General features: G+C 63.1%; 24 protein-coding genes. 14 read left to right on the forward strand and 10 right to left on the reverse strand.

What is annotated here, in order from left to right; translation table 11 throughout:
- The 7 genes from MchiMG62_RS01570 to MchiMG62_RS01600 all read left to right on the forward strand — a co-directional run bounded on the left by MchiMG62_RS01570 (position 1) and on the right by MchiMG62_RS01600 (position 5,397).
- The gene (locus MchiMG62_RS01570; RefSeq protein WP_067077882.1) at positions 1-942 is read left to right on the forward strand and encodes a calcium-dependent protein kinase; all 942 of its coding nucleotides are present in this window, start codon (positions 1-3) and stop codon (positions 940-942) included.
- A 76-nt stretch (positions 943-1,018) separates the two neighbouring features.
- On the forward strand, positions 1,019-1,573 hold the full coding sequence (locus MchiMG62_RS01575; protein ID WP_153020038.1) for a hypothetical protein: 555 nt from the start codon (positions 1,019-1,021) through the stop codon (positions 1,571-1,573).
- 314 nt (positions 1,574-1,887) lie between these two features.
- Complete coding sequence (locus tag MchiMG62_RS01580; protein ID WP_054847610.1) at positions 1,888-2,298, forward strand: transglutaminase-like domain-containing protein; 411 nt, start codon at positions 1,888-1,890, stop codon at positions 2,296-2,298.
- A gap of 9 nt (positions 2,299-2,307) precedes the next feature.
- Entirely contained in the window at positions 2,308-3,165 is an 858-nt protein-coding gene (locus MchiMG62_RS01585; protein WP_221057595.1) for a hypothetical protein, read from the forward strand.
- Between the two features lie 250 nt (positions 3,166-3,415).
- The gene (locus tag MchiMG62_RS01590) at positions 3,416-3,724 is read left to right on the forward strand and encodes a hypothetical protein (RefSeq protein ID WP_221057596.1); all 309 of its coding nucleotides are present in this window, start codon (positions 3,416-3,418) and stop codon (positions 3,722-3,724) included.
- A complete protein-coding gene (locus tag MchiMG62_RS01595) occupies positions 3,721-4,071 on the forward strand; it encodes a hypothetical protein (protein ID WP_221057597.1) in 351 nt (116 codons plus the stop codon). Before MchiMG62_RS01590 ends, MchiMG62_RS01595 begins: the two co-directional genes overlap by 4 nt.
- A gap of 438 nt (positions 4,072-4,509) precedes the next feature.
- Complete coding sequence (locus tag MchiMG62_RS01600; RefSeq protein WP_221057598.1) at positions 4,510-5,397, forward strand: hypothetical protein; 888 nt, start codon at positions 4,510-4,512, stop codon at positions 5,395-5,397.
- A 52-nt stretch (positions 5,398-5,449) separates the two neighbouring features.
- Here MchiMG62_RS01600 and MchiMG62_RS01605 read toward each other — a convergent pair whose 3' ends face one another.
- Positions 5,450-7,180, reverse strand: coding sequence for a M28 family metallopeptidase (locus MchiMG62_RS01605; protein WP_221057599.1), 1,731 nt, complete (start codon positions 7,178-7,180; stop codon positions 5,450-5,452).
- A 373-nt stretch (positions 7,181-7,553) separates the two neighbouring features.
- Between MchiMG62_RS01605 and MchiMG62_RS01610 the strand changes: the two genes are divergently transcribed.
- Together MchiMG62_RS01610 and MchiMG62_RS01615 are read left to right on the forward strand one after the other, a co-directional pair.
- The gene (locus tag MchiMG62_RS01610; RefSeq protein ID WP_221057600.1) at positions 7,554-7,862 is read left to right on the forward strand and encodes a hypothetical protein; all 309 of its coding nucleotides are present in this window, start codon (positions 7,554-7,556) and stop codon (positions 7,860-7,862) included.
- Positions 7,863-8,064: 202 nt separating this feature from the next.
- The gene (locus MchiMG62_RS01615) at positions 8,065-8,967 is read left to right on the forward strand and encodes an ADP-ribosylglycohydrolase family protein (protein WP_221057601.1); all 903 of its coding nucleotides are present in this window, start codon (positions 8,065-8,067) and stop codon (positions 8,965-8,967) included.
- Position 8,968: 1 nt separating this feature from the next.
- On the opposite strand, the gene MchiMG62_RS01620 is transcribed toward MchiMG62_RS01615, so the two are convergent.
- Positions 8,969-10,156 carry an RNA-guided endonuclease InsQ/TnpB family protein gene (locus MchiMG62_RS01620; protein ID WP_221057602.1) on the reverse strand — a complete coding sequence of 396 codons (1,188 nt, stop codon included), beginning with the start codon at positions 10,154-10,156 and terminating at the stop codon, positions 8,969-8,971.
- A 164-nt stretch (positions 10,157-10,320) separates the two neighbouring features.
- Between MchiMG62_RS01620 and argC the strand changes: the two genes are divergently transcribed.
- Genes argC through argB form a run of 4 tightly spaced genes read left to right on the forward strand, consistent with a single transcriptional unit; the run spans position 10,321 to position 13,805 of the window.
- Positions 10,321-11,307, forward strand: coding sequence for an N-acetyl-gamma-glutamyl-phosphate reductase (gene argC, locus MchiMG62_RS01625; protein WP_221057603.1), 987 nt, complete (start codon positions 10,321-10,323; stop codon positions 11,305-11,307).
- Between the two features lie 13 nt (positions 11,308-11,320).
- Positions 11,321-11,803, forward strand: coding sequence for a CBS domain-containing protein (locus tag MchiMG62_RS01630; protein WP_221058583.1), 483 nt, complete (start codon positions 11,321-11,323; stop codon positions 11,801-11,803).
- A complete protein-coding gene (argJ, locus tag MchiMG62_RS01635; RefSeq protein WP_221057604.1) occupies positions 11,800-12,939 on the forward strand; it encodes a bifunctional glutamate N-acetyltransferase/amino-acid acetyltransferase ArgJ in 1,140 nt (379 codons plus the stop codon). The genes MchiMG62_RS01630 and argJ overlap by 4 nt, the downstream gene beginning before the upstream one ends.
- The gene (argB, locus tag MchiMG62_RS01640) at positions 12,936-13,805 is read left to right on the forward strand and encodes an acetylglutamate kinase (protein WP_221057605.1); all 870 of its coding nucleotides are present in this window, start codon (positions 12,936-12,938) and stop codon (positions 13,803-13,805) included. Before argJ ends, argB begins: the two co-directional genes overlap by 4 nt.
- Positions 13,806-14,004: 199 nt before the next feature.
- On the opposite strand, the gene MchiMG62_RS01645 is transcribed toward argB, so the two are convergent.
- A complete protein-coding gene (locus tag MchiMG62_RS01645) occupies positions 14,005-14,289 on the reverse strand; it encodes a chorismate mutase (protein WP_054847650.1) in 285 nt (94 codons plus the stop codon).
- A gap of 93 nt (positions 14,290-14,382) precedes the next feature.
- Between MchiMG62_RS01645 and MchiMG62_RS01650 the strand changes: the two genes are divergently transcribed.
- Entirely contained in the window at positions 14,383-14,973 is a 591-nt protein-coding gene (locus MchiMG62_RS01650) for a site-2 protease family protein (RefSeq protein WP_221057606.1), read from the forward strand.
- A gap of 14 nt (positions 14,974-14,987) precedes the next feature.
- Here the strand turns inward: MchiMG62_RS01650 and MchiMG62_RS01655 are convergent, their stop codons facing one another.
- The 7 genes from MchiMG62_RS01655 to MchiMG62_RS01685 all read right to left on the reverse strand — a co-directional run bounded on the left by MchiMG62_RS01655 (position 14,988) and on the right by MchiMG62_RS01685 (position 21,916).
- A complete protein-coding gene (locus MchiMG62_RS01655; RefSeq protein ID WP_244987753.1) occupies positions 14,988-19,058 on the reverse strand; it encodes a PAS domain S-box protein in 4,071 nt (1,356 codons plus the stop codon).
- 208 nt (positions 19,059-19,266) lie between these two features.
- Entirely contained in the window at positions 19,267-19,878 is a 612-nt protein-coding gene (locus tag MchiMG62_RS01660) for a flavodoxin family protein (RefSeq protein WP_221057607.1), read from the reverse strand.
- The gene (locus MchiMG62_RS01665) at positions 19,875-20,486 is read right to left on the reverse strand and encodes a flavodoxin family protein (RefSeq protein ID WP_221057608.1); all 612 of its coding nucleotides are present in this window, start codon (positions 20,484-20,486) and stop codon (positions 19,875-19,877) included. Before MchiMG62_RS01665 ends, MchiMG62_RS01660 begins: the two co-directional genes overlap by 4 nt.
- A gap of 41 nt (positions 20,487-20,527) precedes the next feature.
- Positions 20,528-21,172 carry a peroxiredoxin gene (locus tag MchiMG62_RS01670; protein ID WP_221057609.1) on the reverse strand — a complete coding sequence of 215 codons (645 nt, stop codon included), beginning with the start codon at positions 21,170-21,172 and terminating at the stop codon, positions 20,528-20,530.
- A gap of 3 nt (positions 21,173-21,175) precedes the next feature.
- A complete protein-coding gene (locus MchiMG62_RS01675) occupies positions 21,176-21,526 on the reverse strand; it encodes a carboxymuconolactone decarboxylase family protein (protein WP_221057610.1) in 351 nt (116 codons plus the stop codon).
- Between the two features lie 5 nt (positions 21,527-21,531).
- Positions 21,532-21,657 carry a desulfoferrodoxin FeS4 iron-binding domain-containing protein gene (locus MchiMG62_RS01680; RefSeq protein ID WP_054847656.1) on the reverse strand — a complete coding sequence of 42 codons (126 nt, stop codon included), beginning with the start codon at positions 21,655-21,657 and terminating at the stop codon, positions 21,532-21,534.
- Positions 21,658-21,685: 28 nt separating this feature from the next.
- Positions 21,686-21,916 (reverse strand): zinc ribbon-containing protein, encoded by a 231-nt coding sequence (locus MchiMG62_RS01685; protein WP_221057611.1) that lies wholly within the window; start codon positions 21,914-21,916, stop codon positions 21,686-21,688.
- Positions 21,917-21,962: the final 46 nt, after the last annotated feature.

The following is a 21,962-nucleotide window of genomic DNA, read 5'->3' on the forward strand; positions in this document are numbered from 1 at the left end:
ATGCCACGAAAGATCGGTGCACTCGTCTGTCTCGCTCTCGCGATCATAGTCGGGTGCGTATGGGTTCTTGGTCCGGGCCAGGTCCCGGAAAGCCCTCTTCCCGCCAGGGCGGGCGCAGGTGAAGACAGATACTCCCTCAACGCTGAGTTCCCGGAGGTGCGGGACTCGTACACGCTCTACCGGGCAGTCCCTGTCACCGTCACGGAAGAGCAGGTCCGGGAGGTTGCGGAGCGGTTCGGGCTTGCGGGGGAACCGGGGACGATGAACAAAAAGACCGGGGAGTTCCTCCTCATCGATGCCTCGAAGGACCCGGAGGAGCAGGTATCGGTGTATGCACATTCCGGCGCCGTGGCCTACCACATCCCTGATCTGGAACTGCCGACCGAAGTGACCCGGCAGCCGGACCTTCCCTCGGATGCGGAGGCAGAGAAGATTGCGCTTGCGTTCCTGGAGAAGACCGGCATGCAGTCGCCGGATGCCCGGGTCGTGAAGACCGAGGTGAACCAGAAGCAGGAGGCCTGGGAAGCAGGTGCCACCGAGCCGAAGGTGTCGTACGACATCACCAAGGCAGTCAGGTTCGGCCGGTCACTCGACGGACTGCCGGTCTATGGCGACGAATTCGCGGCGATCCTGGGTGACGGCGGCAAGGTCGTCGGGCTCGTGAAAATCTGGCGTGAGGTGACGCCGGACGGGAATGTCAGCCTCCGATCCCCCGGGGAGGCGTATGAGGATCTTCGTGCAGCACGGACTGTCCGCCCTCACACGGGACAAGAGTACGATCAGATCACGATCGAGCATATCGCGATTGGTTACTGGATGGAGCCAAGGGGCTTTGTGCAGGACCTCGTTCGGCCGGTTTATGCGTTTTCCGGAACCGCGCTCCGGGACGGCGTTGAGGAACCGTATGTCGAATATGTCTTTGCCGATGAGGGGAAGCAGTGAGATCTACCCTTCTTCCCCGGTTTTTGGATATCCGTAGGAGAAATCTGCCCGCGGATACGCCCTCCGGAGTACCGGCATGACTGAATTCGGCTTTACTCAGGTGGTTCTTGTGACTCTGGAGACCGTAGTTTCCCTGGGTCGGGTCTATCTCTTCCTCCTCGGCACATTTGCCGTTGTTCTCTTTCTCTGGTACGCCTGGCCCCGCCTCACCGGCCGGGACCGGGGGCGGATCACGACAAAGGAGTATATCCTGATCGCCTTCAGTACCGTTCTCCTCTCCATGGCGATCCTGCTCCGCTGGCTCAGCCTCTCCCTGTGGGTGATCTCTACCCTTGCGGCCCTCTTCACCGCTGCTCTCTTCGTCTGGTTCTTTCGACCGTCCTTCACCGGGGGAAACATCCCGGTGCGGGAGTCTGCCTGGCTCGCTGTGGTCGTCTTCTGCCTGCCGCTACTGATCCTTTCCTGGTTCGGCATCGTCTCTTTTGTTCTGCTCCAGGTGCACGGTTCGTTCTTCCCGGCTATCGAGGTCTGGGTGTATCTGCTCGGGCTCGACGTCCTACTCCCGGTCCTCGGGATTCTCGTTCCACTCCGGCAGATTGGAAGCGCCCGAAAGCGGCGGCAGGGTGCTTGACGATCTCTCGGCCTGGAACGGCACCTGTGTCGCGATGCATTTCCCGGTTCCAACGACATTCGAGACGAGTTATATCATCGATGGGTCCCACGGGAGATCCCTATAGACGAAGCGATCTCCTTTCTGCATCTCGAGGACCAGCCGGAGAACATGATCATCACGCGGCTGGGGGATGGTTGCGGGGCCTGGGGCGCTTCACGTGGCCGCGACGAACTCCGGGACCTGGTCGACCCGTATCTGCCCGATCCGGCGGCTTCCTGACAACGTGGGCAATCCAACGGCATATAACGCATTTCCTTCTGCTCAAAATAGACATGTCCGACCTGTACACTATGGATCACCCATCCCCCATAGACGGGAAGTACGTGGGAGTCTGCGATGAGTATGGGACTCTGTACACCGCTTCCACCCGGGCGCTGGGCATCCCGACGCGGTTCCTGTCGTTCACCATGCAAGAAGTGTCTACTGGTAATGTATCAGGGCATGCCATCGCAGAATCGTGGAATGGAAATGCCTGGATACACTCGGATCCGACGTGGAACTCGTTTGATAACCCGCAAGTTTATAAGACAGCAGGAAACACTCACATCAACATCACTGTCTACGGTGACGCCGATGACTCCTATTACACCCTGGATCCGAACGACCCGACCGGCGACGGCATTCTTAGGTATGAAGACTTCAGAACACAGATTCTCCTCGGAGAGGTTCCGAGGTACAATTAACCCTTTTTTATGAAGAAAGATATTGTCCTTCTGGCACTCGGGCTCGTCATTGCGGTACTCGCTTGCAGCGCCTCTGCAGGTGCAGTAGTGACGCCCCTTCCCGGACAGGGAAACCAGACCCAGATCCTGTACGGGGTCCACCCGAACGCGAAGACCAACGAGACGATTACCGCGTTCATAGCCGAACACGGAGAGATCTGGTGGCATGAGGGTGTGTACAATCACACCCACAAGTACGTGTACGTCGTGCCGGCGAACGCCTGCGAAGAACAGCTCGTCTACTTTAACCGGATAGCCGATGAACACGGCGGCGAACAGTCTATTGAACGCATCTGGATTATCGGCTGCGACGAGGCGATGCCCCTGGCCGCAGAGCTCCGGTTCCCGGAGATCTTTGCGAAGTACCCGGCGCTCAGCAACGATGCAGAGCTGCGGTCGTACATTGAGAGTCAATCCCCAAACCGCTATGAGGAGGTTACGGCCAGGCCTTCGCGTGCGCAGGTCTATTTCATCAACGATACCGGCGTGTTCACGGAGTACATCGTCCTCCTCTCAGGAGGAGAGATTGTCTCTACAACATACGTCTCGGAGGAGAACCTCACGGTCGGGAGAGCCGAAGCGGAGGCGCAGGCCCTCTCCGGACAGCCCCCGGGCGCCAGCGTCGAGAACATCGTGCTGAAAGTCTACGGCGGCGACCGGATTGTCTGGGAGATTACCGTTCGAGCCGATCAGAAGACCGATGTTGTGCAGGTCCCTTCGGATCTGGCGTCCGGGCAGTTGATCCAGACAACGACGCCGGGGTTTGGGGCGGTCTTCGCGGTTCTTGGTGCCGGGGTGGGTTTTGTCCTGTACCGGAGGCGGAGATAGGGCCAGAATTACGGATGCCCTTTTTTGTTGTTCAACAACCCGGTTACCTGCTCTCGCCGCCGTGTAAGCCTTTCCGTCGTCCGGAGCGGCACTCTTTTCTGGCCCCCTTGCGGTCGCATTTGGGGTCGAAGGCAATCTGGTGAACCCAATGTGTAGATGCGCGGCACAGAAAGGGTTTATAGAAGAGCGTTGACTTTTCCGTCATGAATACCGGGTTCGGTGTCCCGGGACGCGACAGAAGGTGAAATCGATGGAAGAAAGGCGATTCATAAGCGGTATCGGTCGGAGGGGGTTGATCTCTGTCGCCCTGCTGCTCTTCATCCTGGCCGGCAGCGGCATAGCGTGCGCATCTCCGGGTGGAGAACCTCCGGCCGATGCGGGGGAGGGCCGGGAGGCCGTGCTGGCGGAGCCCGTAGATACGACGACGTATCAGGGATCCGGGAGTGCGTTCAGCGTCTTCTACAACCCCGTGCACCTCGCGTGCGCTCTCGGGGCCGTGATCGTGCTCGCGGTGGGGTACGTCCTTATCCGGAGGTCCCGCGGGAAGGACGCGCCGTGAGTCTGCTCTTCTTTCCGGCCGTCGCCTTCGTCCTCGCGTGGCCGTTCGCTCTCATAACCCTGGTCGGGAAGCTGGGACAGGAAAAGCGGCGCCCGGCGGTCTCGCTCGGGATAGGAATCGTGGCGGTGGCGTCCGGCACGATCGCCACGGCTTACGCGGGCGCTCCCGCCACCCCGCTGGTATCCGGGATAATCCTGCTCTCGATGGTTACGGTCTCGGCATCTGCCGTGGCGACGGCGTATTTTCTGTTCGGGAACGTTGCTATGAACGGCAGAAGACTATGTGCTGCAGCCGGGTCGCTGCTCCAGCTGCCGTTCCTGGTTGCCCAGTTCGTGGGTCCCCGATAAATTACCCGGCGCCGCCCCGCCGGTCTTCGCGGAAAAACTGTCCCTCCTGGGTATACTCTTCGATGCTCTTGCAGAGGCAATCGGAACCGCCGGGGAGCCCGGGTATCGCGGTTTCTTCTCGCTTGGTCTGCTGACCGGGCTGTACCTGGAGGTATTCCTCGGTGCAGCGGTTGTCTGCCTGGCTGTGGGCATCGTGATGCGCAGCCTGGACGGACAGGAAACGGAGGATCGGAGATAAACCCGGGTAGATGGCGGCGGCCTGATGAATTAATCCTCATCGTTCTCGCACTTGCTCTCCTGCCGCCCGGTCTGTCCCCTGCATATGGCTGCCGCTCTCCGGCATGAGGCCGTCCGGAAGTCCCGACGTGTAGACGCGCGCCACAGAAATCGTTTATAGAAGAATGCCGAGATCCCTCTCAACCAATGAGGTGACCGGGTATGCGGGTAATCAAAATACTCCTGATATTGGCGCTCATCCTCCCGGCGGGCTCCGCCGCCGCTCCGGCGCCCTCCACCGGGGGCACCACGAACTGGCTCGATACCTTCGACGAGTGGGCCGGGCCGCGGGATATGTCGATGTACAATCCGGTCATTGAAACCCCGCAGAGGGTTCCGATCACTGAGGAGATCGCACGGCAGCACCCCGGCCTGATCCTGCTCGATGAGAACGTGACGTTCCCCGACGCCGGATACGTGGTGGCGCCGGGGCTGCCGTCCGGCCCTACGGTTGGTGTTGTCATGACCGATCCTGCGTACTTCAGTCCGGTTCCGACGGCCGGCGGGGCGAACCTCACAAGCCTTCCGCCCCTCCGGGAGTACGACCTCGTGATCGCCGATCCGGTGTCGTTCGTCGCCGACGCGGGTTCGGGCAGCCCGGTGGCGCTTCACCTCCCCGGCCGGAAGTTCGTGCTCGACCTCGAACCGGTGCCGGGCCCCGTTGCCGGAAACGCCCGTGCGTTCGTCAAGAACGAGTCGGGCACGTTTGAAGTCGCTCCTCTGCGGATCTGGTTCTTCGAGGGGATCGTCGCCGGCGAGCCCGGGAGTTCCGCCTCGTTCATGGTCGGCGACGGCGTGATCCTCGGGACGATCCGGTGCGGCGCGACGTCGCTCGCCATCGGCCAGGCCGGGACGGTCGAGGTCGGCGGGGAGCAGAAGGTCGTGCACATCATTTACGACGAACGGGACGTCATCCCGAAATTCTGGCCCCTGGCTACCGACGTCTGCGTGACGCCGTCCGGGACCGGGGGCTCTCCGGAAGCTACCGGGGCCCGGGTTGCAAGCCTCGCAAAGAGCCTGATCGACGCTATGGGGCCGGGAAGAGCCTGATGACTGAGGGGTCGCTGCTGCAGGGGTACCGGCCGGCCCCCGGGTAGCCGGATCAGCTGAGGACGAGGCTTCCGGTCTCCGCGCCACCTCTGTCCCCCTCGCTACAGGAGATGGTCCACTGATAGACCCCGGGCCCCTCCGGCTCCAGCCAGAACCCGATCTCCTGTCGTTGGGAGTCGTTGAGGACCGGCAGATCAAAGAACTTCCGAACGCTATTCATGCCACCATCACCATCCACCCGGAACTCCGCCGCCCGCAGGAACGCATCCGCGGTGTCCCGGTAGTCGCACCCCACCACGATACGGTAGCGCTCGCCGGGAGTGTAGGTGCGGGTGTAGGTCCGGGCCGATGCCGAGCAGGTTGCCCCGCCGGTCTCATCGACCTGCAAAATTCCCCCGTCGAGGTCGACCATCCCGTAGCTCGAGATGGAGAAGTCGGCCCGGTCGGCCCCAAGGACCGCATCGTCCGGTCCGTAGGCCACGACCGTGAAGGAGTGCGGCCCCGGGACCGGGCTGACCGCCTGGCCGTCCTCAAGATCCCGGATCAATATCCCGTCCAGGTAGCCGTCGACCCGAACGACCACTTCTGGCCGTTCGAGGCGGTAAGAGAGCGGGACGGCCGCAAAGGTGAATAGGACTGGAGGGCCTTCGTCCGGTCCGGCTTCGTCCCCCCAGGGGATGGTGACGACGCTCCCGGATACCGCCGGCGGCACGATCTCTACCCCCTCCCCCATGACCGTCGCGACCGCTTTCGCCCCGGTAGGGCCGTAGGTGGCCGCCTGCACAACGTGGGACCCTCCCGGGAGGGTGACCGATCCGGACGGGAGCACCCCGAGGCTGGTGCCGTCGACGAGCACCTCGACCGGCGCGTCGTCCGGGGTTCTGAAGGTGACCGTTCCGTCCTCGACCGAGAGATCGATCTCCGGCGTGTCATCGGCCGTGTCAATCCCCACAATCGTCCCGGCGACGACCCGTGCGCATTCCGCGGCAAGGGTGTAGTTGAGCTTCTCAGGCCGGTCGTCGGGCGTATGGATGATCGCATAACTGTCGCGCTCGTAGAGCCGGAGCGCCGGTATCCCCGCGGCACGGAAGGCATGTTCGTCCCCCCGTGCAGCGTCGAGCAGCCGCGCCGGCGTCTCCTCGATACACGCCGACGGCGGGAGCAGATCGAGGGTCCACCGGTGCTGAGGGAGCGTCGTCGCGAGCAGCCGGTCTCCGGAGGCGATGCAGTCGAGGTTTATCGCGGCGACGATCCGGTCGTGGAGGTCCGGGTTGTCGGCGAGCCACCGTGTGCTCCCCTCAAGCCCGGTCTCCTCGCCGCCGAAGGCGATGAAGTAGACCGTCCGGTTCAGGGGAGTGGCGTTGAAGATCCTGGCGACCTCGAGCATCGTTGCGACGCCCGCGGCGTTGTCGTCGGCGCCGGGGGTCTCCGGCCCGGCGGTGTCATAGTGTGCGGAGACGACGACGATATGGTCGCTCGTCCCCTCCCTGACACCGATGATGTTCGAGGAGAGGGCCAGCGGCGGGTCGAAGTAGCAGTTGCTGTACGAAAACCTCCCGGTGCCGACCGAGAGCCCGCGCTCCTCCATCGCGGTGGCGATGTAGGTCGCCGCTGCAGTCCGCTCTTTTGACCCCAGCGCCCGCTCGAATGTGCAGAGGTCATACGTCATCTCCTCGATCCGTGCAGGATCGGCCGTGAGATTGTCGAGGGCGGCCGCAGGCGCGATCCCGGCGAGCACCACCAGGAGCACGGCGGCGCCCCTCAGTATTAATGATTGTCTCATGGTTCCCTCTCGTTATAGGCGGGCCCCCTCCTGATCGAAGAGCTTGTTGTCGCGCTATAAGTGATTTCTGTGCCAGGAGTCAACTCTTCGGGCTGCCGGGGATGCGGGCGCCGGCAGATTCCTTTCTGATACTTCCGCGTGACTGGAGAACCCCCGGCAGACGAAATAACGTAGGCCGTCTCATCGGTCGCCGGGGTGGAGCGCTATTCCTGTCCCCGGTTCCCGGCCCGTTGCGGCCTGTTTTTGGTGTGAAACCGATTGGAAAGACCCGATGTGTAGATGCGTGTCACAGAAAAGGTTTATAGAAGGGCGTTGACTTTTCCGTCATGAATACCGGGATCGGTCTCCCGGGACGCGCCGGCAGGTGAAATCGGTGGAAGAAAAGCAATTCATGAACGGCACCGGCCGGAAAGGGCTGATCTGCATCGCCCTACTGGCCTTCATCCTGGCCGGTAGTGGCATAGCGTGCGCATCTCCGGGTGGAGCACCGCCGGCCGATGCGGGGGAGGGCCGGGAGGCCGTGCTCGAGCAACCCGCAGATACGGCGGTGTATCACGGTTCCGAAAGTGCGTTCAGCATCTTCTACAGCCCCGTGCTTCTCGGGTGCGGCCTGGGAGCCGTGATCGTCCTCGCGGTGGGCTACTTCCTCATCCGGAGGTCCCGCGGGAAGGATGCACCGTGAGTGTGCTCTTCTATCCGGCCGTCGCCTTCGTCCTTGGATAGCGTTCGTTCTCATAGCCCCGATGGGTCATCCGGGAAGAGGGATCTCCGGCGAGAGCGACTTCCTCTCAGCCACTCGGACAGCATGAGTTACCGCTCTGCCCTTCCCCCCCGCGCGCCGAACAACAACCCTTAAGAGCAACCCTACGAGAGTTACTATTCGAATGCTCGATCAGTTCAAGGGCTGCCTCCTCGGGGCCGCCATCGGGGACGCGCTCGGCATGGCGCGGGAGAGCACGCCGCCCGACTTCCAGCGCCTCCACGAGGGCTACCGCCGTGCCTGGCGGGGGCACCCGAACGCCGGGCTGAAACCCGGGCAGTTCACTGACGACACCCAGATGATGCTCCTCGTCGCCGGGATGCTCGCCGACGGCACCTACTCGGAGCAGGCATACGCGGCAGCCCTTGCCCGGATGTACATGCACGAGGAGCTCCGGTTCCCCGACGGCGCCGTGGACGCCGCGTGCCGCCACCTCCTCCTCTCCGGCAAACCGGGGGGTGTCGCCTCCAACACCGCAGGCTGCACCGGGATCGCCGTCCCGTTCGGCCTCCTCTACGGCGACCCCATCGACGTCACCGAGCGGGTGGTCCAGGCCTGCAGCGTCACCCACACCCACCCTGCGGCGCACGCGGGAGCGGTCACCGTCGCGATGCTCGTCCACCACGCCGTCCGCGGCCGCCCGGACGCCCTCGCTCTTGCCGGGAAGCACGCCACCCTCGAAGACGTCGCCCTCGGCAACAAGATCCGGGACGCCGTCCGCCTCGCAAACGAGGGGATCAGCCTCGAAAGCGCGCTCTCGGTGATCGGCAACGACGTCACCGTCTACCAGACCGTCCCGCTCGCATTCTTCCTGATCAGCCGGATCAAAGACGTCACGGTTCTCCTCACCACCGCGGCGCACGTCGGGGGGAACACCGACACCATCGCGCTCATCTGCGGGGCATACGCGGGCGCTGTCTACGGGAGATCCGCCCTCCCGCAGGATCTCCTCGATGGACTCGAGGGAAGAGACGAGATCGAGTCCGTGGCCGCCCGCCTCTACGAACGCTGCACCACAAAGCCGTGAACTACCCAGCGCTCTCGGGCGGGGCTTCCTGCTTCATGGACAACACTTGCATCACAGAGATGTGATGTAGCGGTATTGGCTCCCCAGGCTCAAAGGGCTGTTCCATCCCCACGCGGTGGATATTCACCGCCGCATTGTAATCTCTATCGGCAACAAACCCACAATATGGGCAATCGTGGACTCTCACAGAGAGATCCTTTTTCACGATACTTCCGCAGTTTGAACACATCTGCGTTGTATTCCGGGGATCGATTTGAATGAAGTTCGTACCGGCACTTTCAGCCTTGTACGAGAGGTAAGAATAGAATCGTCCCCATGACGCACTGTGGATACTTCTCCGAAGCCCGCACGATTTGCCGTTCTCTTTCAGTTCCTTGATATTCAGGTCTTCGACGCAGATCGCTACGTAGGCGTCAACATACTGGCGGGAGAGTTTGTGCAGGAAATCGTTCTTCTGGTTCGTGATATGCTCATACACCTCCTCCAGTTTTCTTTTTGTCTTCTCCCAATTTTTCGAGAACCGTTGTTTCCGGGCAATACTCTGCTGTAATTTCCTGATCCGGTCGAGCGAGTGCTCATAGAACCGAGGGTTCTCAATTACCGCGCCGTCGCTATCGACCGCAAATGCGTTCAGACCAACATCGATCCCGACAGACCGCCCTTCACGCTTTGATTCAGAAGCCCCCCGCTCTGCCTGGATGATCACGTACCATCTATCACCAGAACGGGTGATCAGGATGCCCTTCACCTCCCCCGAGTATGGTCGGTGCATCTTGAATGGGACTGTCCCGACCTTCGAGAACGTGATCGAACGATGTCCACGGTCGATCTTGAACCCGGACTGGTTGTAGTTGAGTGTGCGGTACCGGGATGCACTCTTGAACCGGAGTTTGCCGATCGTGCGTCCTCTCTTCTTTGTCTGCGACAGAGCACGGATGTTACTCCAGAGAGTGTAGTTCACCATCTGAAGCACTTTGGAGTACACGTCCTTTAGAAATGGGTTCTCCTCTTTCAACGTGACGATCCGCGCCTGCATTCCTCGCATCGCCGGAGTGATCCCGGCCTCTCGTGCGGTAGTGCACTCTTCGAGGAGTTTGTTGTAGAGCCACCGACAGGTATCGAGTGCGGTATTCAATCGCGCCTCAGCGGTTGCATCTGGATACGCTCGATACTTGTAGGAAATAAGCATAGACAACGAGAGAGTTTATCCGAAAGAAGATATACGTGATCCGTGCAGGGCGAAAGTGGAAGATGGATGGCTCCGCTTTCATCCCCGGCCTAAAGGCCGGGAACTTCCCGCTTCGCCCCTTCAGCCCCAAAGCCTTAAGATTCTATAAAAGACACCTCTCTCTTATGGAAATTGCGATCATCGGTGCATCCGGATACACCGGCGGCGAGTTGATGCGGCTCCTGCTGCAGCACCCGTCCGCAGACGTCGTCGCGGCGACGTCCCGGAAGCTGGACGGCACCCCCGTCGCCTCGGTACACCCCCATCTCCGGGGACTGACCGATCTCGTCTTCCGGAACACCGAGGCCGGCGATATCGACGCCGACTTCGCCTTCCTCGCCGTACCGCACACGGCGGCGATGAAGGTTGCCGGGACGCTTGCGGAGCGGGGGATAAAGACCGTCGACCTCTCGGCCGACTACCGGCTCGCGAAGGATATCTACGAGAAGACCTACGGCGTATCCCATACGGCCTACTTCGAGGCGCCCTACGGCATCCCCGAACTCCACCGGGACGAGGTCAGGGGTGCCGCTTTCGTCGCGAACCCCGGCTGCTTCCCGACGGGAGCGACGCTTGCGGCGGCACCGCTCGCGAAGTTCGCTCACACCATCATCTACGACTCGAAGACCGGGGTCTCGGGCGCGGGGAACACCCCCTCCGCGACCACCCACTACGGAAACGTCGGCGACAACTTCAGCGCCTACAAGTGGACGACCCACCGGCACCTCGCGGAGATGAAGCAGGAGGTCGCCCGGCTCGGCTCGACCGCCCGGTGCTACTTCACGCCCCATCTCCTCCCGGTGAACCGGGGCATCCTGACGACGGCCCACATCCTCCTCAACGAACCGATGGAGCAGGACGAGGTCGAGGCGCTGTATCAGAAGTTCTACGCCGACGAGTTCTTCGTCCGCTACCAGAGACCGACCCTCGCGGCCGTCCGCGGGACGAACTTCTGCGACGTCGCCGTCGAGAGCGAGGGCGACCGGGTCGTCGCGGTCTCGGCTATCGACAACCTGGTCAAGGGCGCGAGCGGCCAGGCGATCCAGAACATGAACCTGATGTGCGGGTTTGCGGAAGACGCCGGGCTCCGCAGCGCCGGGATGCTCCCCTGAGGTGATGAAGGTGGTGCAGGTCAGGAATGTCATGACCCCGGACCCGGTGACCGTCCGGGTCGACTCGCCGGTCAGCGAGGCGGCGGGACTGCTCAGGAAGTACCATATCGGCGGGCTTCCCGTGATGGACGGTGACCGGGTGGCGGGTATCGTCACCGAGACGGACATCCTCTCGCTCCTCGATGTTGGGGATATCTCCGACGACCTCTGGCTTCCGTCGCCGCTCGAGGTGATCGAGGTCCCGGTCAGGGAGTTCATCAACTGGGAGAAGACGAAGCGGGCGCTCACTGAAATCGGGAACGTGGAGGTGCGACGGGTGATGAGCAGCCCGGTCGTCGCCATCGACGAGGATGCCGATATCGCCGATGCGGCAGCCCAGATGCTCCACGAGGGGATCGCCCGCCTCCCGGTCCTCCGCGACGGGCGGCTGGTCGGGATCGTCACCCGGGCGGATATCGTCCGGGGTATCGGGATGTCTTCGGAGGAAGGGTCGTGAAGAGTATCTGCGGAGTCGAAGGCGTCAGTGCCTGGGGAATCAAGGAAGGAAAGTTCGGGCTCGCCCTGATCCGGGCAAGCGGAACCTCGGCCGGGGTCTTCACGTCGAACAGGATGCGGGCGGCCCCGGTCGAGGTGATGATGGAGCGGATGCGCCGGGGGACCCTCGATGCCGTCGTCGTCAACAGCGGGTGCGCGAACGCCTACACCGGCGAGCGGGGCTACCGCGACGCCGTCCGGATGTGCGAGATCGCGGGCGGAGCCCTCGGCCTTGCAACGGAGTCGATCGGCGTCGCGAGCACCGGGGTGATCGGGCGCTACCTCGATCTCCCACTCATAACGGATCAGTGCGGGCGGGTCGCACCGCTCCTTGCCCGGAGCGGTGAGGCCGAGGACGCGGCGGCGAAGGCGATCATGACGACCGACACCTTCCCGAAGCACGCCCTCGTCCGGACGGAGTCGTTCTCCGTCGGCGGGATCACCAAGGGGAGCGGGATGATCGCCCCGAACATGGGGACGATGCTCGCGTTCATCTACACGGATGCCCAGGTCGAGGCTCCCGTTCTGCAGGACATCCTCCGCGAGGCAACCCGGCGGTCGTTCAACCGGGTGGTGGTCGACGGCGACACCAGCACGAACGACGTCGCGTTCTGCACCGCGACCGGCGCCGCGGGGCGGGTTGACCGCGACGAGCTTGCACGGGCCGTCGAGGCCGTCTGCCGCGACCTTGCCGTTCAGATCGCCCGCGACGGCGAAGGGGCGACGAAACTCCTCGAAGTGACCGTCCGCGGCGCCCCCGACGAGGACGCCGCCGCCGCCGTGGCGCGGACGGTCGTCGCCTCCCCGCTCGTCAAGACCGCCATCTACGGTGAAGACCCGAACTGGGGCCGGGTGGTCGCGGCGGCGGGGAGGGCCGGCGTGGAGTTCGACCCCTACGCCGTCTCGCTCTCGGTCGGGGACACGCCGCTCGTCCGCCGCGGCGAGATCGTCGCCGACCTCGGGGCGGCAAAGGCCGCGATGCGGGGGAAGACCGTCGCGTTCGACCTCGACCTTGCCGCAGGCGACGGGAAGGCGACGGCGTGGGGGTGCGACCTCACCGAGAAGTACGTAGAGATCAACGGGAAGTATACGACATGAAACGAGAAGACGTGCTGATGGAGGCACTCCCTTACATCCAGAAGTTTTACGGCAAGACGATCGTGATCAAACTCGGCGGCCACGCGATGGTCGACCAGGGCATCCTCGAGACGGTGATCCGGGACGCCGTTCTTCTCCGCTACGTCGGGATGAAGGTCGTCCTGGTCCACGGCGGGGGCCCGGAGATCACCGCGAAGATGCAGGCGATGGGAAAAGAACCCAAATTCGTCGGGGGGCTCCGGATCACCGACGCCGAGACGCTCGAGATCGCCCAGATGGTCCTTGTGGGCAAGATCAACGACGGCATAGTCTCCCTCATCGCGAACTGCGGCACCCGTTCCGTCGGGATTTCCGGCAACGACGGCAACCTCCTCATCGCCCGGAAGATGGAGCCCCAGCGGGTGAAGGTCGGGGAGGTCATCGAGGAGGTGGATCTCGGCCAGGTTGGGGAGATCGAGGAGGTCGACCCCGAGGTGCTCCACTGTCTCCTCGCCCAGAACTACATCCCGGTCGTGGCCCCGATCGCCATCGACCGGCAGGGGCGGAGCCTGAACATCAACGCCGACACGGCGGCCGCCGAGATCGCGATCGCTCTTGGCGCATTCAAACTGGTCAACCTCACCGACGTCGACGGCGTGATGGACGCCGACCGGACGACGGTCTACCACCGGCTCTCCCTTACCGAAGCGGAGACGATGATCAGCAACGGAATCATCGCCGGCGGGATGATCCCGAAGCTCGACGGGTGCATGAAGGCGGTCCGGAGCGGGGTTACGAGCGCCCACGTCGTGAACGGCAACAAGGAGCACAACCTGCTCCTCGAACTCTTCACCAACCAGGGCGTCGGGACGATGCTCACCCTCTAACCCCTTTCCTACATTTTCAGCTCACGCGAAGACGCGAAAGCCGCGAAGATGGGGGGAGCGTTTATCACGGCCTTTGCGTTCTTCGCGGCTCGCACCCAGCCGTGCTCAAGCTCCTGCCCTGCGGCAGTCGCACTTCGCGTGAGACCGTATCGCAGGACTGGGGCTTGTCTTTGGACCCCGGAAATCCGTACCTTTCCTCTCACGGCAGGTTGCCGTCGCCGCTGCACTCCCGCTGTCGCTCCTCGCTCATACCGACCAGGATCTCAAAGACGCTCCTGACGGCGACCGGGTCGATCCGGCTCTCGACGGCGTAGGTGAAGACCCGGTCGAGGACAACCTTTCGCTGCGCCGGATCGTGGATGGAAAGACCCTCCTCCTGCTTGATCCGGGCGATCCTCGCCGCAAGTCTCTGCCGTTCCGCAACCAGATCGATGATTCTCTCGTCGATCTCACGGATCTCGTTCCTGACGGCATCTAGAGTCATACTACATGATTGACCGCGGCCGGGGAATAAACCTGACGGGTCGCGCCCGGTGAGGCGAAGGATATTATCGTGCCGGGACAAACCTGATACCGGATGCTGGAACGAATACCGCTACGCGAACGCCGGGACCTCCTGATCGCGTGGCTTGCCATCTCGATTGCCTTCACCCTGATCTACATCCGGGGCGGCGTGGACCCTATCGGGCTCGTCTTCTTCTTCGTGATGTCGCTCGTCACGGTGGGCGTCGCCTTCGTCCTGCACGAGCTGGCGCACAAGTTCGCCGCGATGCGCTACGGATACTGGGCCGAATTTCAGAAGGACAACCAGATGCTCCTCGTCGCCGTGGTGATGGCGGCGCTCGTCGGGGTCGTCTTTGCGGCGCCGGGAGCGACCTACGTCTACGGGAACGCGACACGGACGGAGAACGGGCGGATATCGGCTGCGGGCCCGATCACGAACCTCCTCCTCTGCATACCCTTCGCGGCGCTGATGCTTCTCTCCGGCGGCGGGCTCCTCGCTCTCGTCGGCCTCGTCGGGCTCCGGGTCAACGCGATGATCGCGACCTTCAACATGCTCCCGATCAGCGTCCTCGACGGGCGCAAGGTTCTCGCCTGGAACCCGGCCGTCTTTGCCGTGCTGATCGTCGCCTCCGCCGGGCTCCTCTTCTGGTCGCTCCTCCTCTGAGTAACACCCTTTTTTCAGGCCTTCTTCAGGGTGAATCGGAACGCCGCGCCGCACTCCGGCCGACCCGGCACCCGGTCGCCGACCCGGATACGGCCGCCGTAGCGCGATACAAGCATCCGGGTGATGTAGAGCCCGAGACCCTGGCCGCTTTTGCGGCTCCGGCTCTGCCCGAACCGCATGAATACGGCATCTTTCATCCCATCGGGAATCCCCGGCCCGGTATCCTCGACCGATACCCGGACCTCGCCGTCGCTCTCTTCCACGCGGATGGTGATCTCGACCTCCGGCCCCCCGAACTTGATGCTGTTGCCGATGAGGTTCGTGAAGACTTCGGGGAGGAGCGCGTCGGCCATGACCGAGAGGTTCGTGCCGCCGTAATGGATCCGGCTTCCGGAGAAGATCCCGATCTCGTTCCGGATGACCCCTTCGAGGTCTACCGGCGCGAGCACGGCCGATTCCTTGTGGATCCGGCGGATGGTCGAGACGTTCCGCAGGATTTCGACGCTTTTGCGGATACTGTTCTGGAGTTTCTGTGCGTAGTCTCTTCCTTCCCCTTCGAGCATGTCGACGAGGAGATCGGTGTAGAGGCCCGAGACGTTCTCGGCGTTCCTGATATCGTGGCTGAGAATGTCGAGGTAGAGATTCGCCTCCTGTTCGGCTGTCTCAAGCTGCCGGATCAGCAGGGTGCGCTCGACGGAGGTGCCGATCTCTCTCCCGATGGCCGTAAGGAGCGACCGGTCGGCGTCGGTGAACTGGTTGCCGTTCCCGGAGACCACATTCAGCGCCCCGATCACTCTCCCGTGTGCCGTGATCGGGATGCTGGCGGACTGGTGCAGTGTTCCTTCTTCCTCCCCCGGGTAGCGGAGATCCGGGTGATCGTCGAAGAAGAGGGGGTTTCCTGCCACCAGCACCTCCACGTAGGGCCGCGCGGTGATGTCGGGGATGCACGGCTGTGAAGGAAAGCCTTCGGGGAGACCCTGCACGCAGACGAGTCGCGCTCTCTCCCTCCCCGGCTCGATCAGGTAGATGCCGCCGCCGGAGAGATCGAGGAGGGAGAGGACTGCCGCGAGGACCCGTCCCAGCGCCTCCTCGAGATCCGTCGCGGACGTCGATACCCCGATGATCCGGTTTAAGACCGAGAGCTCGCGATTGTGGGCCTGGATGTTCGCCTCGGCCTGTTTCTGGCCGGTGATGTCGGTGAGCGAAGCCGTGATGCAGAGAGGGACTCCGTCGCCGTCCCTGACCAGGCTTCCGGAGAACATGGCATAAAACGTCGTTTTATCCCGCCTTCTGCCGATCCGCTCTCCGATGTGCCTGCCGGTGCGGACGACGTTCTCAAACGTGTTCCGGGCCTCTTCCTCGTTCTGCCAGAGTTCCGTGACCCGCTTCCCGATCACCTCGGTCGGGGAGTCGTAGCCCCACATGGAGAGAAACGCCCGGTTGACATAGATCAGGCGGCCGTCGAGATCGGCGACGGTGAACGCGCTCAATGAAGACGCTATCGCCATATCCCTGATCCGGAGTTCCTGCTCGGCCTGCTTGCGTTCGGTGATGTCGATCCCCGATCCCATCGTGCAGATCCGCCTGCCCGCTTCGTCGGTGACGACGGAGAGGACGAGCTGCATGGGGAAGGTTGAGCCGTCTTTTCGTCGCGATTTCACCTCGCCCGACCAGGCGCCGTTTCGGACGAGTTCCTCTCGGATCTGATTCATCTCCCCCAGGTCCCCCCAGAGCACCGAGACATGCTGCCCGACGATCTCCTCCTCCTCCCATCCGTGTATGGCGAGAGAGGCGCGGTTGGCGTAGATGATCTTCCCGTCGTAGTCGGAAAGCGAGATGCCTTCGAGTGCCGAGGCTATCGCCATATCCTTGATCCAGAGTTCGAGTTCGGCACGTCGCTGCCCGGTCACGTCGCGGAGGGAGTAGAGCGTCCCGGTAACCTGCCCGGAATCGTCGGTTAACGTGCTGAGCGTCTCGTCGACGGATATAACCTCTCCATCCCTCTTCCGGTGACTGACGACACCGCGCCAGGTTCCGGATGAGCGGAGGGCATTCTTCGCCGCCTCTTCGTCGTCCGGGCGGAGCCACTCGGTGGTGAAGAGTTCCGGGATCGGCCGGCCGAGAGCCTCACCGGAAGGGACGGCGTAGAGCCGCTCTGCCGCCCGGTTCATGTAGGTGAGCCTCTCATCCGTATCGGCTGCGATCACGGCGTCCTCCACCTGCGAGAGCACCTGGGCCTGGAACCGGAGCTGCTCTTCCGCCCGTTTTCGTTCGGTGATGTCGCGGCCGATCCCGAGCAGGCTCCGGGCGGTGCCGTCGGGTTCAACCATCGGGATGAGGCGCGTCTCAAGCCATATCCCCCCGCCGTCACCGGGAATCTGTCCCTCCGCGGTGAAGATCTTCCCTGGAGACTCCGCTACGGCCCGGAGCGCCGGAAGCCATCCATCAACGAGATCCGGCGGGAACAATTCCCTGATGTTCTTTCCCCGCAGGCTCTCCGGATCTGCGTCGACCAGGCGGCTGCCGGCACTGTTCACGAAGAGGACCTCGCCGTCCGTGCCTACGAGGAAGATGCCGTCCGGTGCAAACTCGGTAAGCGTCCGGTAGCGCTCCTCGCTCTCCCGGAGCGCCTGCGCCATGCGCATATCCTTGCTGATATCGACGGCGGTGGCCATGATGCAGATCGGGTTTCCGGAGTCGTCCTTGAGGAGATTCGCGGTGATATGAGCAGTAAATTCCGTCCCATCGGCCTTTCTGCCGACCAGTTGCCCGTTGCACCTGCCGCGCCCCGAAAACGTCGCAAGCACCCTCTCGACCTTCGCCGGGTCCACCCAGAACTCCGTGAGATGCCGTCCGAGAACCTCTGCGGGGTCGGTCAGCCCGCCCAGCGCGAGCAGGGCCGGGTTGACGTGCGTGATGTTGCCGTCGAGGTCGGCGATGGCGATCGCGGCAAACGACGACTCCACCGCCATCTTCCCAATCAGGAGTTCTCGCTCCGCCTCCTTCCTCTCCGTGATATCGGAATGCGCCCCCACGATCCGGAGCGGCATTCCGCGGGCATCGTGCTCGACCACCCGGAGCCGGTCGAGCACGTAGACCCATTCTCCCGATGCGGACTTCATCCGGAACTCCATCTCGCAGCGATCGCGAACTCCTGCGGCCATCCCGGTGAGGGCTGCCTCGACGCCGTCGCGGTCGTCCGGGTGGACGAGTGCGAGGATCGTAGGGGTCGTGGGCACGAACGCTCCCGGATCGTAGCCGAGCATCGTGAAACTCCGGGTGCTGTAGTAGGCCGTGCCGGTGCCGACGTCCCAGTCGACCAGCCCGTCGTCTGCCGCCGAGAGTGCCAGGTGCAGCCGTTCTTCGCTCACCCGGAGCGCCTGCTCCGCGCGGTTCCGCTCGGTCACGTCGAGGAGCGACATCACGGAACGGGCGGTTCCCGGGATCAGGCCGATGGTGACCTCGACGGCGTGGGTGTTGCCGGAACGGTCGACAAATGAGATGGCATAGTTCTTCGGTGCGGTTGCAGGATCGTTTCGCCGGAGGGCATGGTACTCCTTCAGCCGACGGCGTTCGTCTTCGGATGCTACGAAATCGGTCAGCCGCTTTATCCCGACGATCTCGGCGCGCGGGTACCCGGAGAGCCGCTCGAACTCCGTGTTCGCCACCGATATGGTGCCGTTCTCCTCGATGAGGATCGTTGCCGTCCCGGTGTACTCGACGATCGCCTCGTAATCCCCGGTGCCCGGGGCTTCCCGGAGCCGGAGCACCCAGTTCTTCCCGGACGGCGTTCTCCACCCCGAGCAGCGGTACCCCCGTTCTTCACCGCCCGGGCTCTTGAGCCGGCACTCGAACTCCAGAGTCCCGTTTCCGGGTGCCGCAAGAACCTTATCGGCAAGTTCGCTCACCGCCCCCGCCCGCCGGGTTTCTCCCTCATGCACGCCGAGCACCCTCCGGGAGGCCGTGTTCGCCCAGACTATGCGGGCGTCCTCATCGAGCACCAGGACAGCGTCTTCCATGCCCTCCAGTATCCGGTAATCCGGCTGCGCGCCGTGCAGGCGCTCCGGAGGCTTGGCGGGGGTCACGCGCATTTGCTCCTGCTGCCCCAAGATGCATCGTGCGGGCTGGTACTGAATATGGAGACGGTCAAAACGTATTAATCTGTTCCGGTTGCAGGGCGGCAGGGAAAAATATTGATCCGTGCGGCCGGCGATGGAGTGGGGGATCGTGCCCGGGATCGGTGATATGGAAACATTCGTTGCCGGAGCCGGCCGCGCGCGGGGCAGACGGGAGTCAGGCCTCTGCGTCTTGCAGGCCGGCGAGAAGGTTGACCACGTCCCGCCCTTTCTTCCGTGCTTCCGTGAGTGCTGTCGGATGCCCCGCGATCCCCCCGTAGCGGTCGAGATCGTTGGCGATGACGTTGTCCCAGTACTCGAACCCGGTGGTGTTGAAGAAGGCGGTGATCGCCGGGAACGCCGCGTCGAAGACGTTCTCCCACCCGAGCCCCGCGGTCGAGACGAATATCCCCTTGTGGCGGCGGAGGCGGTCGGGAGCGTAGTGGAGATTCTTCAGGATGAACTTGCGCGCCCAGAGGTACTGCGCGCGGTCGATCAGCCCCTTCGCCTCCGCCGTGATCCCCATCGAGTAGATGGGGGAAGCAAGGACAAGGACGTCGGCGTCGCCGATCTTCTCAAAAACCCCTGTGAGGTCGTCTTTGATGATGCAGACACCTGTCTTGTGGCAGGCGTTGCACCCCCGGCACGAGGCGTAGTCGAGCGGCCGCAGAACGATCTTCTCCACATCGGCCCCCGCTTCCCGGGCGCCCTCGATCACGGCATCGAGCAGCGTCTCGGTGTTTCCGTGCCGCCGGGGGCTGCCGGAGATACCGAGGACTTTTACGGTCATGCCACCCCGACCTCCCGCAGGTGCGCGGCGACCTCCCGGGCGAGAGCCTCCGCGTCGGCCTTCGCGGTCGGGTGGCGCTCGATCGCGCCCTTCTCGTCGACCCCGTTCACCATCAGGTACCGGAGGTCCTTATTCCGGACATCGGCGACGTTAAAGAAGCACTTCACCGACGGGATCGCCGCGTCGAAGACGTAGTTCCAGTTCTGCCCGGCGGTCGAGAGGAAGATCCCGACCCGCTTCCCCTTCCGCTCGGGCGGGGCGACCGGGAGATGGAGGACGTACTTCCGGGACCGGAAGACCTGCGCCCGGTCGACCAGCGCCTTCGCCTGTGCCGGGAGCCCCATGCAGTAGATCGGGGCGGCGAGGACGATGCAGTCGGCCGCGACGATCCGGTCGTAGACGTAGTCCATGTAGTCCCGCTGGACGCACCGGTTGAGCGTCTCGCAGACATTGCACCCGCGGCAGGGCCTGATATCAACCTCGGTGACGGCGATCTTCTCGGTCGCGGCCCCCTCCTCCGCCATCGCCGCGAGCACCCAGTCGAGGAGGGTCTCGGAGTTGCCGTGACGGCGGGGCGAGGTCGCAAACGCGAGGACGTCGATGGTCATATACAGAGTGTTGCTCGGCCGGAGGCAAAAAAAGTACGGGTTTAGAGGTTCTTGAAGCAGAGGTACCAGTCTTTGCACTCGTAGCCTTCCTGCATCCGCTTCTCGATCCCCTCGGGGGTCGTCGGCGCCGGGACGATGACCTTCTCGCCGGGCTGCCAGTTCGCCGGCGTCGCGACGCCGTGCGCGTCCGAGGTCTGGAGGGCCTTCGTGATCCTGAGGATCTCGGGCATGGAGCGGCCGTTGGACATCGGGTAGTAGAGCATGGCACGCATGACGCCCTTGTCGTCGATGAAGAAGACCGTCCTGATCGTCGAGGTGGTGCTCTGCCCGGGGTGGAGCATCCCGTAGGTCTTGGCGACCTTCATGTCGAGGTCGGCGATGATCGGGAACGGGATCTCGACGCCCATCTTCTCCTTGATGTTTCGAACCCACGCAAGGTGCGAGTGGACGCTGTCGATCGAGAGGCCGACGAGCTGGACGTTCAGTCCTTTGAGTTCATCGGCGATCCCGGCGAACGCCATGAACTCCGTGGTGCAGACCGGCGTGAAGTCGGCCGGGTGGGAGAAGAGGATGACCCACTTTCCCTTGAGGTCCGAGAGTTTCAGGCGTCCGTGAGTGGTCAGCGCGTCGAATTCCGGTGCTTTCTCGCCGATGACCGGCATCTGGAGTAGCCCTGCAGGTTCCATGACTCACTTCTTCGGGCGGTTGCCCAGATATTCTTCGAGGGCGGTCTTGCCGTGGACGTAGGCCGGCATCCCCGCGAGCAGGAACGCAACCCTGAGTCCTTCCTCGATCTCTTCCTTCGATACGCCAAGATTCGCGGCACCGGCCATCTGCGCCCGGACGGCGTGCCCGTCCCGGAGCGCCGCGGCGATCGCGATCGCGATGACCTTCTTCGTCTGCCTGGAGAGGGCGCCGTCGGCCCAGATCACCTGATCGAGCCCCATGACCTTTCCGTAGAGGTCGGGGTCGGTCTCTTTGAGTTCCTTGAAGATCACGGGGATCTTCCCGATCTTCTCTTCGAGTTTCTTCTCTTCCATGCCGCTCACTCCTCGAGCACCATCGGTTCGCCGCAACAGATCAGTTCGCCGCCGCCGGCCTCCATTACCTGGACCACGTTTCCGCAGATCTCGCAGTGGTAGATCTCTCCTTTTGCCGATACATTCACCATTCTTCTCACCTACCTTGACGGGCCCCGATCACTTCTTCCTCTTCGGGGGGTTCATGACGTCTTCCGGGGTCTTGATGTCCGGTCTGATGTGGGTCATCGGAAAACAGTTATACATTTCGCAGGCACAGGTCGGGCACTTAACGAGGTCTGCATCGGTGCTGTCGATGCGGATTTCCCGCCCGCAGTCGATACAGATGTAGCGGCCCGGGCCCGGTTTCTCTCCTGCCTTCGCCGTTTTGCTGGATCCTGGTTCGACCACAGAAAATCACCGGACTGTTACTATCATTTCAAGGTATTTAGCAGTT

This window comes from Methanoculleus chikugoensis (assembly GCF_019669965.1).
In the GTDB taxonomy this organism is placed as follows: domain Archaea; phylum Halobacteriota; class Methanomicrobia; order Methanomicrobiales; family Methanoculleaceae; genus Methanoculleus; species Methanoculleus chikugoensis.